Consider the following 15,394-nt stretch of genomic DNA (forward strand, 5'->3'; position numbering starts at 1 on the left):
ACTTTACTAAACGCAAGTTTAGAAGGTCTTTTTTTTTAGTTATATTATGGTATATTAGTAAAAAGGAACTATTTTTTTACTTTGTTCACAAAATTAGGAGGGTTCATGCAGGTGAGAATGTTATTTACTAAGGATAAAGAGCGAAAAAGTGCAGAAGAAGAGTCTATTGATCTTAGTGCTGTCATGATCGATGTGGATGCAGGAGGTTCTTTTGAAAAACAAATAAAAATGGTCAATTTAACGAAAGAAGACTTGGTGTCCCTAAAGAAAATTAAGCCATATATCAAGGAGAATATTGAACAAATTGTTGGTCAGTTTTATAATAATCTTGAACATGAAAATAGTTTAATGAATATTATTCAACATAATAGTTCTGTAGCGAGGTTAAAACAAACATTAACAAGCCACATACAAGAAATGTTTGATGGCCAGATTGACCAGCAGTTTTATGATAAAAGGGTTAAAATTGCTCATATTCACTTTAACATTGGATTAGAACCGAAATGGTATATGTGTGCATTTCAAGACTTACTTAATTCTATAATGACCATTTTAGATGAAGCTATTGATGGCAAGAAAGAGTTTTTTCAAGCAATCTCTGCAACTTCCAAAATACTAAACTTAGAACAACAACTAGTTTTAGATGCATATCAGCATGAAGTCAATCATGCCCATGAAAAGCAAGAGCGTTTAAAAACGGAGTTACATGATAAAATTCAATTAACCTCGGGCGAATTAGCAGCAATTATTCAGCAATCAGCCAATTCTACCCAATCACTTGTCACACAATTGGACACCATCTTAAAGTATGCACGGAACGGAACAATGACATCAGAGGCAGTCGAAAAGTCTTCATTAGACAGAAAAAGTGATCTGCAGCAACAAGAAGAACAGATGCTTCAAATGGATGAGAAAATGAAAGGGATAAAAGAAGAGAGCCGCAGTTTAACGGAAATCTCCAAACAGATCGAATCAATTGTCAGTATGGTTACAAATATTGCAGAACAAACAAATTTACTAGCATTAAATGCCGCTATTGAAGCAGCAAGAGCTGGGGAAGAAGGCAAAGGGTTCGCGGTAGTTGCAGATGAAGTCCGAAAACTTGCCGAGCAAACGAAGAATTCTGTAAGTAATGTTACAGGATTAATTGATAAAACGAATGCCCAGGTAGATAAAGTTACATCATATGTTGATGATGTTCAACAATCTGTAACGGCAAGTACGCACCAGATGACTAAAATCCATCATTTTTTTGAGGAACTTGTTAGTCAAATGAACGATTCCAAAGGGCACAATACAAAAGTAGAGACAGAGATTAATGTCTTTTTTAACAGTTTAGAACAGGTAAATCAATCGATTCAACGAATATCAACAGTAATGGAAGACTTAGTCGAAATGACAAATAAATAGAATCATTGGGGCATCTGGAGAATCAGATGTCCTTTTTTTCGTAATTTCTCATATACTATACCAATCCGTATGGTGGGGGTGTAGAATCATTGCGAAATGATGAAAGAGAGAAATTAGAAAATGCGATTAAGGAGATTACCGAAATTGCTGAAGGATTTGGACTAGATTTTTATCCAATGAGATATGAAATTTGTCCGCCAGAGATTATCTATACTTTCGGTGCTTATGGGATGCCAACAAGGTTCTCCCATTGGAGTTTTGGTAAGCAATTTCATCGGATGAAATTACAGTATGATTTAGGATTAAGTAAGATTTATGAACTCGTTATTAATTCTAATCCGTGTTATGCATTTTTACTTAATTCTAATTCCCTCATCCAAAATAAATTAATTGTTGCCCATGTACTCGCACATTGCGACTTTTTCAAAAATAATGTCCGTTTTCAAAACACGAAAAGAGACATGGTTGAAAGTATGTCAGCAACAGCCGAGCGGATAGCAAGTTATGAAAAGAAATATGGCATAAAGGAAGTAGAAGAATTTCTTGATGCAGTACTTGCGATTCAAGAGCATATTGATCCGACATTACTGAAATATGAGGTTGACTGGCAGGAAGATGAGGAAGTAAAACCACCGAAACGAACGGAGTTTGATGATTTATGGGAGTTGGATAACAAGGAAATTAATAATGTGAAAAAAGTAAAACGAAAAAAACCATTTCCTCCAGAACCTGAGAAAGATATCTTATCATTTATTGAAGAACATGGAAAAGAATTAGAGGATTGGCAACGGGATATTTTAACAATGATGCGTGAAGAGATGCTCTATTTTTGGCCGCAATTGGAAACAAAAATTATGAACGAAGGTTGGGCAACTTATTGGCATCAACGAATTATTCGGGAACTTGACTTAACAAGTGATGAAATGATTGAGTTTGCATCACTTAATGCAGGGGTCGTCCAGCCTGCCAAAACCCATATTAATCCATACTATTTAGGTGTGAAAATGTTCGAAGATATCGAAGAGCGCTATGACAACCCAACTGAAGAAATGAAGCAACTTGGTGTGAAGAAAGGGACGGGGCGTGAGAAAATTTTTGAGGTAAGAGAATTAGAATCTGATATTTCATTTATGAGAAATTATTTAACAAAAAACTTAGTGGACCGTGAAGATTTATATATCTTTCAGAAGAAAGGCAATCAATATGAGATTGTTGATAAGAATTGGGAAAAAGTAAGAGATCAATTAATTTCCAGTCGCTTAAATGGCGGGTTCCCGTATTTAACTGTTGAGAATGGTGACTATTTACGGAATGGTGAATTATATATCCGGCACCATTATGAGGGAGTAGAGCTTGATATGAAATATTTAGAGAAAACTGCTCCATATATTTACCATTTATGGGGACGTGATGTTCATATAGAAACAGTGATGGATGGTAAACCTTGTTTATTCTCATCTAATGGTACAAAAGTGGTAAAAAAATATTTATAAAGCAGCAGGATATTTTAAGGAAAGATCGAAATAAGTAACGAGCAGTCAATTTGTTCGTTACTTATTTTAGTTCTTGTTAAAAATTAAGTATGGTGCTTTATAGTCCTAAATAAGAGGGGTGAGCATATGGAGAAGGTAACATTAGATCAATTTACCGTTGCAGGTATGATTATTAAAAGTGATTGGAAAGGACTTCATTATGAGATGCCCAAAAAATGGACGCTTTTTCGAGAAAAACTCTCTCAAATTATAAATCGAAAATCAGATAAAATGATGGATATAAGTATGCACTATGAAGATGGTATATATACACAATGTATTTGCGTGGAAGTGGATGATAGCTTTAAAGCTTCAGAACTTGAAATAATAACTATTCCTTCACAGAGTTATTTACACTATCTCCATCAAGGTGAAGTAACAGAAATCGCACATTCATTTGGTAAGATGATAGAATACGCGAAAATGAAACAAATTCCGATTGATCACATGAAAGTAGATATAGGTTATACATATGGTGGGAATGAGAAAGTACATGACCTGTATATAAAAGTTGTAGAGTAATTGTGTCATTGCCTATTTTTATTATGGACAAATTACCCAAATAGGCAACCATCATATAGTGGTATGGATAGGAGGTTGTTAAATTGGAACATATTTATCCATCCAACACGGAGTATTATGATTATTACGGGAATATGTATGATGAGCGTCAACTGCCGTTTTTTCCATTTTTCCCGGGGGGAGGATTTCCGCCGGCACAGGGCCCGGGCCAGGGACAGCAAGGCTTCCCGCCGTTTGGACCACCACAAGGCCAGCAAGGTGGTGCACCAGTAGGCCCGCCGCCTCAACAAATCCCGCAACAATTTCAGGCACAAGGTCCACAAGTAATGGCTGTTGACCCGGGATCTATTCGGGGCTGCTTGTATCGTTATACGTATATATGGCTGAGTCGTTATCAGTCATTCTGGTTCTATCCAACATATGTAGGCAGAAGATCCGTTGCCGGATACCGCTGGACAGGGTTTAACTGGATATACTTCGGAATTGATCTAGATCGAATTCAATCATTTGCATGTGTGTAAAAATAAGACAAAGGGATAGTTACTATTCCTTTGTCTTAATGGTTTTGGACATGTAGGTGGAAACTTTGTTAGGTCAGTTGGACATTCCTTTTGTAAATTTTAATTTCTGCTAATTTATTCCGGAGATCTTTAATGATGACTGGCATGGTCAATAGATTGCTGCAGAATTTTCATCACGTGTTCGTCATCTTGGGAGTAATAGATAGTTTTACCATCACGTCGATATTTTACCAGGCGGAGATTTTTTAAAAATCGCAATTGATGAGAGACATTCGATTGATTCAAATCCAATATCTCGGAAATATTGGAAACACTTAATTCTCGATCGAACAAAAGATGAAGAATACGGATCCGCGTTGGGTCAGCCAGTGCTTTAAATGTTTGGGATACTAGAAATAAGGTTTCCTGATCAAGTGCTTCATAATTTTTCTCTTCCATAACTTCCCTCCTAATTACAGCAATCCTCATGGTTTTTGATATCAGCATGGAGACCTTCCACTTGGATTGTTGTATGATGGATCGAAAACTCATCATGCAATACCTTTGCAGCCTGTTTTAAAATAAAATCCCTGTCGATGTTTTCCTCAACTACCATGTGACAGCTGAATGCTGGGAAATTAGAAGTAATTGTCCATGCGTGCAAATCATGGATACTAATGACACCATCTAACTGCACTAATCTATTTTCCATTGCCTCAAAAGATAAATTAGCAGGAGTACCTTCCATTAGAATATGAATGGAATCTTTTGTAACACGGTAGCCGCTAATTAATATGAGAAGAGCCACAATAATACTTGCGACAGGATCTGCAATATTCCATTCAAATAACAGGATGAGAATACCTGCGCCAATAGCACCAACAGATCCGAGCAAATCACCAAAAACATGAAGTAAGGCACTCCGCATATTTAAGTTGCCTTCTGTATCTCCACTATACATTAATATTAGTGCAACGATTATGTTTACAACAAAGCCTACAACAGCTATCCACAGCATTGTTCCACTAACCTCAGGTGGTTCCAGGAAACGGTGATATGCTTCCCAGAAAATATAAAGTGAAATTGCAATAAGTGTGACACCATTAATAAATGCCGCTAAAATTTCGAACCGTTTATAACCAAAGGTTTTTTGTCCGTTTGCTGTTCTTTCGCTAAGTTTAAATGCAAAAAGACTTAGACCGAGTGCAAACGCATCGTTAAACATGTGACCTGCATCGGATAAAAGGGCAAGACTGTTTGTCAAAAAGCCTCCGATCATCTCAACAATCATGAATGTGAAAATAAATAAGAAACTAATAAAAAGTGCCTTCTTGTTGTTTGTATGATGATGGTGTCCGTTACCATGATCATGTGAATGCCCCATCGGAATCCCTCCATATAAATCATATATGAACATATATTCATATTATAATGTTTAGCTGAAATATGTGCAAGTAATTCCTAAATTAATCAAAAAAAGCAATCAGTACACTGATCGCTCCAAACCTTCTTTAGAAGTTAATTACATAAACCATAATCGCTAGTATAATGATAACAATCGCAACAAACATTAGGGCATATGTTTTTGATGTGTTAGCTACCTGTATTTCACTCCAATTTACTGGCTGAATGCCACTTGTCCAAAACACAATAATTGCAGAAAGTAATATTGCATTGATATTAACAAGTAGCAGCAGAAGTGGTGTAATTGCTTCATGAAACTCCATGGCTCCGATCATCATCCCGAAAACAACTGCAGGAGGCAATAAGGCAACCGATACCATTACACCAACCAATGTTTCGGAAACACGCTTCGCAAAAGACATAGCTCCAGCAGTTCCTGCCGCAATTGCTACAACAATATCCATTAATTCAATATTCGTTCTTGCTAAGAATTCATGGCTGTTAATTGGTAAAGGGAAGAGTAAGCCGAAGATCATAGCAATACCAATAGGAATAATAAGACCAGATATACAAGTAAGCACAGACCGTTTCATTAATTTATAATCACCTAGAATAGCAGAAAATGATAAAGCAGTAAAAGGGCCGATTAATGGTGCGATTACCATTGCGCCAATAACTATGGCAGCACTATCCTTTACTATCCCTGCCGTAGCAACAATGGCGGAAAGGATTAATAACCAAATGAAAGTTGGGCTGGTTCGGCTGGATGACTGGACGACATTATATAATTCATGCCTGCTTGCTCTAGTGATTTCTTTTTGCTTTTCTTCTTCTGTTTTCTTATCGTCTGCTTCCCCCGTAGTAAGCCGAGGTAAATAGGTTGAGATATTATAAAGTATTGCCCTGATTTCTTGTGTTTTCTCATCATTAACTTCTAGAAAATCGAGAATCTCCTCTGTGTTTCTTTTATCAATTATTATTTTTACAAGTTGTTCATTATCTGATATCTTGGAATGCCATTTAGCAAGAATGTTATATTCTTCGATTTCTGCCTGAAAAGCAGTAAATCTTTCAACAGGAATATATACTTCGATGAGTTGAAGTTCCATGTGTCTGTTCCTTTCTATGGTGTCAGGTGAAACATTTAATGTTCATAAATCATTTTCTTTGTCATTCCACCGTCGATGGTTAGATTCTCGCCATTTATAAAATCGTTTTTCGGATCCGTAAGGAATAAACATGCATTTGCAATATCGTCTGGTTTCCCAACTCTTTTAGATGGATGCTGAGCATGGTCAATGGAACGCAATTGCTCATAATTCTGTGTCTCTATCCAACCAGGACTTATCGAGTTACTTGTTATCCCGTCATTTTGCAATGTCATTGCAAGTGCGTGTGTCAGGGCGTAGATTCCACCTTTACTTGCTGCATAACTTTCCGTATTTGGTTCTGACATAAACGCTCGTGTTGATGTAATATGGACAAGACTTCCACCATTTTCATTGTTCCGCATCCTCTTGGCAGCAGCCTGGGAACATAAAAAAGTTGATCTCAGGTTTGTGTTTATTACATGATCCCATTCCTCGGCAGTTAAATCGTAGAAAGAAGAAAATTTAGATATTCCCGCATTATTAATTAAAATATCAATATGAGTGAATAATTGATCTATTTCTGCGAATAACTGATTAATTTCCTCTGGTACACTTACATCTGTCTTCATATAATATAGTTGATCATGGGATAGGTTTGGCTGTGCTTTGTCTGCAATGACAACAAAGGCACCTTCTGTTAGATATGCCTTTGCTATGGCATGTCCAATCCCATTTGATCCGCCAGTCACTACGACTACTTTATTATGAAATTTCATGGGAAGATTCCTCCTTATTTAGGGAAAGTAAGTTTAACTGTAGTTCCTTTATTTAGCTCACTATCAAATTCAATACTCCCCTCGTGCAGTTCAACAAGATTTTTGACAATAGACAAACCTAGTCCTGTCCCGCCATTTGCCCGAGATCTAGATTTGTCCACACGATAAAAGCGTTCGAACAAATAAGGGATGTCTTCTTTCTTTATCCCGATTCCCGTATCTTGAACAAATACTTCCACAGTTTTATTATTTTCTACAACTTGGACACTTATGTCTCCTTTTTCAGTGTAACGCACCGCGTTTTCCACTAAATTTGTCAGGATTTGTTCCATCCTGCTTTTATCTGCCTTTATATAAGTAGGTTGAGATGGCGTGATTGCACGCAAATGTAATCCTTTTTGAGTTGCTCTGAAATGAGATCTTCTCACCATTTCTTCAGCCAAAACATTCATATCCAATGTTTCTTTATTTAAATCAATTTTACCTTCTTCAATTTTAGAAAGATCCATTAGATCATCCATTAAATTACTAATATGGTCAGCCTCATTCTCTATAATTTCCAAAAATTCATCTTTTTCTTCATCTGATTGGTACATTTCATGTCTGACGGCATTGGCATAGCCTTTAACATAGGTCAAAGGTGTTTTAAGTTCATGGGTAATATTAGAGAAAAATTCATTGCGGTTGGTTTGGTACCTTTCTAATGTTTGTGATAAGTGATTAATGGCGGTTGCTAATGAGCCAATTTCATCATTTGCATTATAATTTACTCTTAATGAGAAATCTTTTTTCTCAGCGATTTGTTTAGCGGCCTTTTCCATTGCAATTAATGGTGCACCAAGCTTTTTAGATATAAAGATTGTAAACCCTATTGCAAGAATAACTGCGCCAAGACTTGCTAATATAACTAATATCACAATGTTATGGATCGAATGACTGATTAATCCGAAGGAAGAGAACAGGACAACACTTGCTTTTTCCCCTTCGTCATCTGAAATAGGTTGGGCTACTTTTAAGTAAGTAACCCCATTGTTCGTATATTCCTCAATGACAGATTTTCCATCAGCTAATTGCTGTTTCTGGTTATTTGTTAAAATTTGATCAGTTATCCCTTCATGCCAATTTGTTTCTAATATGATCTCACCATCTTGATTAATGATGACAGCACTTGTATTAGTCATATCTGTCAAATGATCAAGTAATTGCAAGTTTTCAGGGTCCTCCAGGTGGTGCACTTGTGTTGCGTACTTTTCAGATAATGTAACTAGTTGGGATTCCGTCTGGTTAATTGAGTAGTTTAATAATAATTGCAGAATGATATATCCTAAAGGGATTAAAATAATTAATTGTAAAAAAAGTATGGTTGCACCCAATTTAAAAATGACACTATTTAACTTCATTGGCATCCTCCATTGTAAATTTATAGCCTACGCCCCAAATTGTTTCAATTGGCTGATGTTTAATTCCTGCTTTTTTCAGCTTGTCACGAACGTATCGTACATGGGAATCCACTGTCCTGATATCAACAACTTCATCAATCCCCCAAATATTGTCTAACAAATGATCCCTTGTAAACACACGGTTTGGATTTGATGCAAATAAATAAAGTAAGTCAAACTCTTTTGGACTGTATTTTATTTCCTTTCCATTGGCTATTACTGTTCTGGATTCTGAATCAATGAACCAATCTGTAAAACTTATCTTATGCGGAGAATCTGGTTCCCTGACAGTTTTTGCAAAATGTCTTAACTGCACACGAATTCTTGCAATTAATTCTTCTGGCTCAAAGGGCTTTACTATATAGTCATCAGCTCCTATTGATAAACCTTCAACTTTATCTGATGTATTATTCAAAGCTGTTAGAAGGATAATGGGAGTGTTTGGTTTGATTTGTTTCATTTGTTTACAAGTTTCTATCCCATCTAACTCTGGCATCATAACATCTAACAAAACAATATCGATAGACTCTTCTTTCACTAATTCCATTGCTTCCTTCCCATTATCAGCTTCCATCATATAAAAGTCATTTCTAAGATAAAGCTTGAGCATTGTCCGCATTTGTGCTTCATCATCGACAATTAAAACAGTTTTTTTCGTCATTATATCACTCTCGTTTATCAATTTTTTTCCTAATTCAAATAGTATAGAAAATCTGTTAATTAGTAAAGGATAGCTGTTTGTCAATCATTCCGAATCATAAGGAAGGCTATTTTTGAACTTTTTATGACGTTAACGATTTCATCATAATTTCATCATATTTACATGTGAAAATAGAGATTGATGTTAATAGGTGGTTTATTTTTTATACGGAAGGGTATTTGTTATTGCTATCGAATTAATAACAGTAGAAATATCAGCTTAAGGGAATTTAAGGCTTGAAAAAAGCTTGGTGACAAGCCAAGTATATCTAATAGAAATTGTTGGAGAGGGGTACATGCTATGAAGGCAATAAAAAAAGGTATCTTATTACTTACTTTATTAGCCATTCCACTATTTTTAGCTGGATGTGAATCTAAGCTGATTGTATTCGATCCTAAGGGGCCGATTGCAAGAAGTTTAACAGATTTAATCGTTTATTCGATTATTTTTATGCTAGTAATCGTCGTTGTTGTGTTTGTATTATTCGGTTACATTGTTTGGAGATATCGTGCAAGAAAAGATGATGGTAACTTTGAACCAAAAGAGGAGAAAGGAAACCATGTTCTCGAGATTATCTGGTTTGTTATACCGGTTCTTATCGTTATCGCATTGATGGTTCCAACAGTGAAGACAATTTATGAAGTCGAAGATGTGCCTCAAGGCTATGAGGAGGAGGAACCACTTGTTATCCATGTGACATCGGCTGATTGGAAGTGGATCTTCAGTTATCCTGATCAAGACATTGAAACAGTCAATTATGTAAACATCCCTGCAGATCATCCAGTGCAATTTAAAATGACCTCAGCAGGAACAATGCAATCATTTTGGGTCCCGGAATTAGGTGGGCAAAAATATACGATGGCAAATATGCAAACAAATCTTTACTTAGTCGCAGATCAAGAAGGTTCATTCTACGGCAGAAATACAAACTTTAATGGTCAAGGTTATGCTCATATGGATTTCGAAGTCCAGGCATTAACAAATGAAGATTTTAATAAATGGGTTCAAGAGGTGAAAAATACTGCAAATCAATTAACAGAAGATGAGTATGCAGAATTATTAAAACCAACTGTTATTGGACGAAAAACATATAATCAGACACACTTACAATGGATCGATCATGCTCATGGTGGATCAGAAGAGTATTTGAATCCAGAGCTTTATCGAATTCACCACGGTGAGGAAAGTGGGGAAGAAGATAATAGTAATCAAGATGAATCAGAAGCAGAAGAACAACCATCAGAACAATCAACACAAGATAATCATGATGGTCATGAAGGACATTCACATCATTAAAAATAAAGGCGGTGAAGAACATGTCATTAGATGAATTTTTTGTGACAGGCGATCCATTGATTCTAGCATCACAGATAGCGATAGGACTAACAATGGTCGGCCTTTTAGCATTAATTACGTATTTAAAAAGATGGAAATGGTTATGGAAAGAATGGTTCACAACCGTTGATCATAAAAAAATCGGGATCATGTACATTCTGGCAGGTGTATTAATGTTCTTTAGAGGAGGCGTTGATGGTCTCCTTATGAAAGCACAAACGTCAAGGCCTGAATTAGGTTTTCTTGATGCACAGCACTATGATGAAATCTTTACAACACATGGTGTGATAATGATTCTATTTATGGCAATGCCAATGCTTATAGGGGTTATGAACGTTGTTGTTCCATTGCAAATCGGGGCACGGGATGTTGCATTTCCGAAGTTAAATGCGTTAAGTTTCTGGTTATTCTTTGTAGGGGCAATGTTATTTAACATTTCCTTTGTTATTGGCGGTTCACCTGATGCAGGCTGGACTTCTTATTTTCCGCTCGCAGGGAAAGAATTTACGCCAGGTGTTGGGAATAACTATTATGCGATTGCACTTCAGATCGCCGGGATTGGTACATTAGCTACAGGGATTAACTTTGTCGTAACAATTATTAAGATGCGTGCACCTGGCATGTCTTGGATGAAGATGCCTATCTTTACATGGACATCATTCATTACATCCATAATTATTGTGGCAGCATTCCCAATCTTCACAGTAGCCTTAGCATATATGTCTCTAGACCGTTTGTTTGGGACACATTTCTTTACAGTAGCTGCTGGCGGGGACCCGATGTTATGGTTAAATCTATTTTGGCTGTGGGGCCATCCTGAAGTTTATATCGTTGTGTTGCCTGCTTTCGGTATGTTTTCAGAAGTAATTGCAACATTTGCAAGAAAAAATCTTTACGGTTATAAATCTATGGTTTTTGCCGTCGCAGGTATTGCGTTCTTAAGTATGCTTGTATGGGTTCACCACTTCTATACAATGGGGAACAGTGCGGCAGTGAACTCGATTTTCTCATTAACTACCATGATGATTGCCATACCAACTGGTGTGAAGATCTTTAACTGGTTATTTACATTAAGAAAAGGGCGAATTGAGTTCTCGACTTCGATGTTATGGGCTCTTGCTTTTATCCCGTGTTTCACAATTGGTGGGGTAACAGGCGTTATGCTTGCAATGGCAGCTGCCGATTATCAATACCATAATACAATGTTCCTGGTGGCACACTTCCACTATGTATTGATACCAGGTGTAGTGTTTGCTGTATTTGCAGCATTATACTACTGGTGGCCAAAAATGTTCGGTTTCAAACTTAATGAGAAAATTGGTAAATGGCATTTCTGGTTATTTGTCATCGGTTTTAACATGACATTTATGCCAATGTTCTTCGTAGGTTTGGATGGTATGTCTCGCCGTATGTACACCTATTCAGAAAGTACCGGATGGGGCGCATGGTTAGGATTCTCTGCAGTAGGATCATTGATTATGGCAGCAGGTTTTGCCGCATTATGTTATAACATTTACTGGAGTTTCCGCTATGCTTCCAGAGATGTAGGCAGTGATCCATGGAATGCTCGTACACTAGAGTGGGCTACAGCTTCACCGCCACCTCATTATAATTTTGCGGTTGTACCTAAAGTCGAGCGTTTAGATGATTTCTGGTATAAGAAAAAAGAAGGAAAATTAGGTTTGAAGAAATCTGATTTGAAACCTGTTCACATGCCAAGCAATAGCTGGACACCGATTTTCTTAGGTGTAGCCTTTGGAATTGTTGGTTTCTTCCTGGTCTTTGAATGGTTTACACTTGCGATTATTTCTTCGATCTTAATTGTTATTGGATTAGTTGCAAACAGCTTTGATTATGATGATGGTTACCACATTTCGGTGGAAGAATTAGAGGAAGAAGAACAAGAGTGGAGAGGTGAGTTGAAATGACACAAGCAAATACGCCATTAGAATATCGCTCACAGCAAAGTCAAATGAATATTTTAGGTTTTTGGATATTTTTAGGTGCGGAAATTGTGCTTTTCTCCACATTGTTTGCTTCTTACTTTGTGTTGGAGCACAATACGGCAGGAGGTCCAGCCGGTCAAGACATCTTTGTTCTGAAAGATGTCTTGATCGAGACTTTCCTTTTGCTAACAAGCAGTTTTACAGCAGGCCTGGCGATTCATTCAATGAGAAACCAGCATAAAAATGATATGTTAGTATGGACGGTTGTTACTTTGTTGTTAGGTCTTGGCTTCCTTTACATGGAGATTAACGAATTTATTCACTATGTCCATGAAGGGGCAACAATTCAAACAAGTGGATTTACAGCAGCATTCTTTACATTGCTTGGAACACACGGAGCCCACGTATCATTCGGTATTATTTGGATTAGCTTGTTAATCGTTCAAATCGTTCGACGCGGGATTACAGAAAAAACTGCCAGCAAATTTTTCATTGCAAGTCTTTACTGGCACTTCTTAGATGTTGTTTGGATTTTCATTTTTACATTCGTGTATTTGAGAGGATTGGTGATGTAAGATGAGTGCACACAATAGTCGTTTTCCATGGAATCACTTAATCGGTTTTTTCCTTTCGATTGCATTAACTTTACTAGCAGTATTTGTTGCATATAAAACGGATCTATCATATCATATTGTTGTTTGGATTATTGGGATATTAGCAATATTCCAGGCGTTAATTCAGCTGTTTATGTTTATGCACGTAACGGAAGGTAAAGAAGGTATGATCAATGTGGTGAATATGATCTATAGTGTTTTCTTAGCATTGGTTATTGTATTTGGATCTATTTGGGTATTAACATCAGGTCATGCAGCTATGCACTAAGAATATATGAGAAAAAAAGCAGGGGGAACCCTGCTTTTTTTATAAAGGAAAAAAGACAGATCAGACTTGTTAAACGAACGTACTGATATGGAGAGTTTTCATGCAGCAGGTGGAGCTATGCCTTGTTTATGCTTACCTGACTATTTCGTTCTCAACTGTATTAATCCACTGGTTACTGGAATCAGCAAGAATGGTGTTCCAACCAAAATCACTTGCAGGAATGAGGTTTTCCGATTTATTATCAACAAATAAGATCGGGAGGTTGCCACCTATTTGATTCATACATATTTCATATATTTCTTTGTCAGGCTTTGCAACTCCAACCTCTGAAGAAATGATAATACTTGATAGGAAATGTTTAAACGGGTTAAGAAATGGGTAAATCCATTCTGCACGATGATTGCTCAATATGTGAATATCGGCATGATTCGCCCAACGTTTCAAATAGTTTATCCCATCTAATGGATATAAACTATTTGTTAAACTCTCTTTTAAATAATCTAGTTTAATATTGGGAAAAGTATTGGTAAGCCAATCCCAAAACTCAGGTTCTGTTATGTTCCCATTCCAAAGGTTCTGTCTGATTTCTTGTTTGTAGACTGACCGAACGATTTCTAAAGGGAGTTGTGCTTCTTCGGATAAGGTAAACCAAAAATTGTCCAGATCTGTAGCTAGTACACCACCTATATCCAGAACAAGCTGTCTTTTTTTCATTAATTATCGAATCCTTTCACTTATGAAATAGTTAACATGGTATCATATCATCAGCATGGAACTTCAACCAAAAAGGAGAAACAGAATGAAACTTGTTAAAAAGAGTATGATGTCATTATTCCTTGCATTATTCATTGCAGCACCAATTACCACATATGCTCATGTAAAGTGGTTTGCAGAAGTGGAGCCAGAGAAAGTTCCCATCGAACAAATATTAAGTCCATTTTTCATCACTTTTGCTCTGATTGTTGCCATTGTATTAGCAATATTACCACAGATTATGGGCTACTTACTGAAAATACCGTATGCAAATAAGTTGGATAATTTTCTGAATCGATTTCGTAAATACTCCCGTTACATTTTAAAGTACGGTACTGCATTAGCATTTATTATTCAAATCTTTTCAGGAACAATGTTTGCACCAGAATTCATCATTTCGGAAACATGGCAAACAGTGATGATGGCATTGATTATCATAGCATTACTCATACCAATTCACTACAGTACAAAAGTTGCTGCAGTATTGATGCTTGTTTTATTTATTACAGTATGGGCGGATTTCGGCTGGTTCTATATGCTGGATTACGGCTTCTATTTAGCAATTATTTTTGTGCTGCTTATAGGCAGTACCAAATTTGAAAATTGGGGATTTCCCTTCCTTTATTTAGGAACAGGGCTCAGTTTATGCTGGGTGGCTGTGGAAAAATGGGTTTATCCTGGTATGACATTAGATATTGTACTCCATCACAATGTACCGACATTCGGTTTTGATCCAGAGATCTTTATAGTAATGGCCGCATTTGTAGAATTTGTTGTTGGTTATTTACTGGTTGTCGGTATATTGAACCGTATTTTAGGTCTAGTTGTAACAGTGATCTTCCTTATGACGAGTATGTTGTTTGGAATGACAGAAATTGTAGGTCATGCGATGATTCACATTGTTCTATTAATTTTCATTATTGAAGGGGTATCGTTTTATCATCCTCCTATTAGAATTCATAAAACGAAAATTGACCAATTTGTGTTTGTCTTTTTGAACTTCCTCTTTGTTTTAGCGACATTTATTCTTATTTATTATCGATTCGCATAACTTGTTGAAATGTTTTACTTCCTTACAACTATTCAGTAATATAGTATAAATAG

General features: G+C 36.5%; 16 protein-coding genes. 9 read left to right on the forward strand and 7 right to left on the reverse strand.

Annotated features, from left to right (window positions below):
• Positions 1 to 117: 117 nt before the first annotated feature.
• The 4 genes from ACFOY7_RS08585 (at position 118) to ACFOY7_RS08600 (ending at position 3,985) form a co-directional block, all read left to right on the forward strand.
• A complete protein-coding gene (locus ACFOY7_RS08585) occupies positions 118 to 1,410 on the forward strand; it encodes a protoglobin domain-containing protein (protein WP_390252067.1) in 1,293 nt (430 codons plus the stop codon).
• 89 nt (positions 1,411 to 1,499) lie between these two features.
• Positions 1,500 to 2,903 carry a SpoVR family protein gene (locus ACFOY7_RS08590; protein WP_390251378.1) on the forward strand — a complete coding sequence of 468 codons (1,404 nt, stop codon included), beginning with the start codon at positions 1,500 to 1,502 and terminating at the stop codon, positions 2,901 to 2,903.
• A gap of 126 nt (positions 2,904 to 3,029) precedes the next feature.
• A complete protein-coding gene (locus tag ACFOY7_RS08595; RefSeq protein WP_390251380.1) occupies positions 3,030 to 3,464 on the forward strand; it encodes a GyrI-like domain-containing protein in 435 nt (144 codons plus the stop codon).
• 134 nt (positions 3,465 to 3,598) lie between these two features.
• Positions 3,599 to 3,985, forward strand: a complete 387-nt coding sequence (locus ACFOY7_RS08600) for a hypothetical protein (protein ID WP_390252068.1) — start codon at positions 3,599 to 3,601, stop codon at positions 3,983 to 3,985.
• 129 nt (positions 3,986 to 4,114) lie between these two features.
• On the opposite strand, the gene ACFOY7_RS08605 is transcribed toward ACFOY7_RS08600, so the two are convergent.
• The 6 genes from ACFOY7_RS08605 to ACFOY7_RS08630 all read right to left on the reverse strand — a co-directional run bounded on the left by ACFOY7_RS08605 (position 4,115) and on the right by ACFOY7_RS08630 (position 9,335).
• Positions 4,115 to 4,423 carry an ArsR/SmtB family transcription factor gene (locus ACFOY7_RS08605; RefSeq protein WP_390251382.1) on the reverse strand — a complete coding sequence of 103 codons (309 nt, stop codon included), beginning with the start codon at positions 4,421 to 4,423 and terminating at the stop codon, positions 4,115 to 4,117.
• Between the two features lie 10 nt (positions 4,424 to 4,433).
• Positions 4,434 to 5,348, reverse strand: coding sequence for a cation diffusion facilitator family transporter (locus tag ACFOY7_RS08610; RefSeq protein WP_390251384.1), 915 nt, complete (start codon positions 5,346 to 5,348; stop codon positions 4,434 to 4,436).
• Positions 5,349 to 5,475: 127 nt separating this feature from the next.
• A complete protein-coding gene (locus tag ACFOY7_RS08615; protein ID WP_390251386.1) occupies positions 5,476 to 6,477 on the reverse strand; it encodes a TIGR00341 family protein in 1,002 nt (333 codons plus the stop codon).
• Positions 6,478 to 6,512: 35 nt separating this feature from the next.
• The gene (locus ACFOY7_RS08620; protein WP_390251389.1) at positions 6,513 to 7,235 is read right to left on the reverse strand and encodes an SDR family NAD(P)-dependent oxidoreductase; all 723 of its coding nucleotides are present in this window, start codon (positions 7,233 to 7,235) and stop codon (positions 6,513 to 6,515) included.
• A 14-nt stretch (positions 7,236 to 7,249) separates the two neighbouring features.
• Positions 7,250 to 8,635, reverse strand: coding sequence for an ATP-binding protein (locus tag ACFOY7_RS08625; protein ID WP_390251391.1), 1,386 nt, complete (start codon positions 8,633 to 8,635; stop codon positions 7,250 to 7,252).
• A complete protein-coding gene (locus ACFOY7_RS08630) occupies positions 8,622 to 9,335 on the reverse strand; it encodes a response regulator transcription factor (RefSeq protein ID WP_390251393.1) in 714 nt (237 codons plus the stop codon). The genes ACFOY7_RS08625 and ACFOY7_RS08630 overlap by 14 nt, the downstream gene beginning before the upstream one ends.
• Before the next feature lie 339 nt (positions 9,336 to 9,674).
• Between ACFOY7_RS08630 and qoxA the strand changes: the two genes are divergently transcribed.
• The 4 genes from qoxA to qoxD are packed head-to-tail and all read left to right on the forward strand — an operon-like array spanning position 9,675 to position 13,537.
• Positions 9,675 to 10,670, forward strand: a complete 996-nt coding sequence (gene qoxA / locus ACFOY7_RS08635) for a cytochrome aa3 quinol oxidase subunit II (RefSeq protein ID WP_390251395.1) — start codon at positions 9,675 to 9,677, stop codon at positions 10,668 to 10,670.
• Between the two features lie 20 nt (positions 10,671 to 10,690).
• Positions 10,691 to 12,637 (forward strand): cytochrome aa3 quinol oxidase subunit I, encoded by a 1,947-nt coding sequence (gene qoxB, locus ACFOY7_RS08640; protein ID WP_390251397.1) that lies wholly within the window; start codon positions 10,691 to 10,693, stop codon positions 12,635 to 12,637.
• Complete coding sequence (qoxC, locus tag ACFOY7_RS08645) at positions 12,634 to 13,230, forward strand: cytochrome aa3 quinol oxidase subunit III (RefSeq protein ID WP_390251399.1); 597 nt, start codon at positions 12,634 to 12,636, stop codon at positions 13,228 to 13,230. Before qoxB ends, qoxC begins: the two co-directional genes overlap by 4 nt.
• Position 13,231: 1 nt before the next feature.
• Complete coding sequence (gene qoxD / locus ACFOY7_RS08650; RefSeq protein WP_390251400.1) at positions 13,232 to 13,537, forward strand: cytochrome aa3 quinol oxidase subunit IV; 306 nt, start codon at positions 13,232 to 13,234, stop codon at positions 13,535 to 13,537.
• 132 nt (positions 13,538 to 13,669) lie between these two features.
• Here qoxD and ACFOY7_RS08655 read toward each other — a convergent pair whose 3' ends face one another.
• A complete protein-coding gene (locus ACFOY7_RS08655) occupies positions 13,670 to 14,251 on the reverse strand; it encodes an HAD family hydrolase (RefSeq protein ID WP_390251402.1) in 582 nt (193 codons plus the stop codon).
• An 85-nt stretch (positions 14,252 to 14,336) separates the two neighbouring features.
• Between ACFOY7_RS08655 and ACFOY7_RS08660 the strand changes: the two genes are divergently transcribed.
• Positions 14,337 to 15,341 carry a hypothetical protein gene (locus tag ACFOY7_RS08660; RefSeq protein ID WP_390251404.1) on the forward strand — a complete coding sequence of 335 codons (1,005 nt, stop codon included), beginning with the start codon at positions 14,337 to 14,339 and terminating at the stop codon, positions 15,339 to 15,341.
• Positions 15,342 to 15,394 lie beyond the last annotated feature (53 nt).

The sequence above is a fragment of the Gracilibacillus xinjiangensis genome, from assembly GCF_042651765.1.
Taxonomy (GTDB): Bacteria; Bacillota; Bacilli; order Bacillales; family Amphibacillaceae; genus Gracilibacillus; species Gracilibacillus xinjiangensis.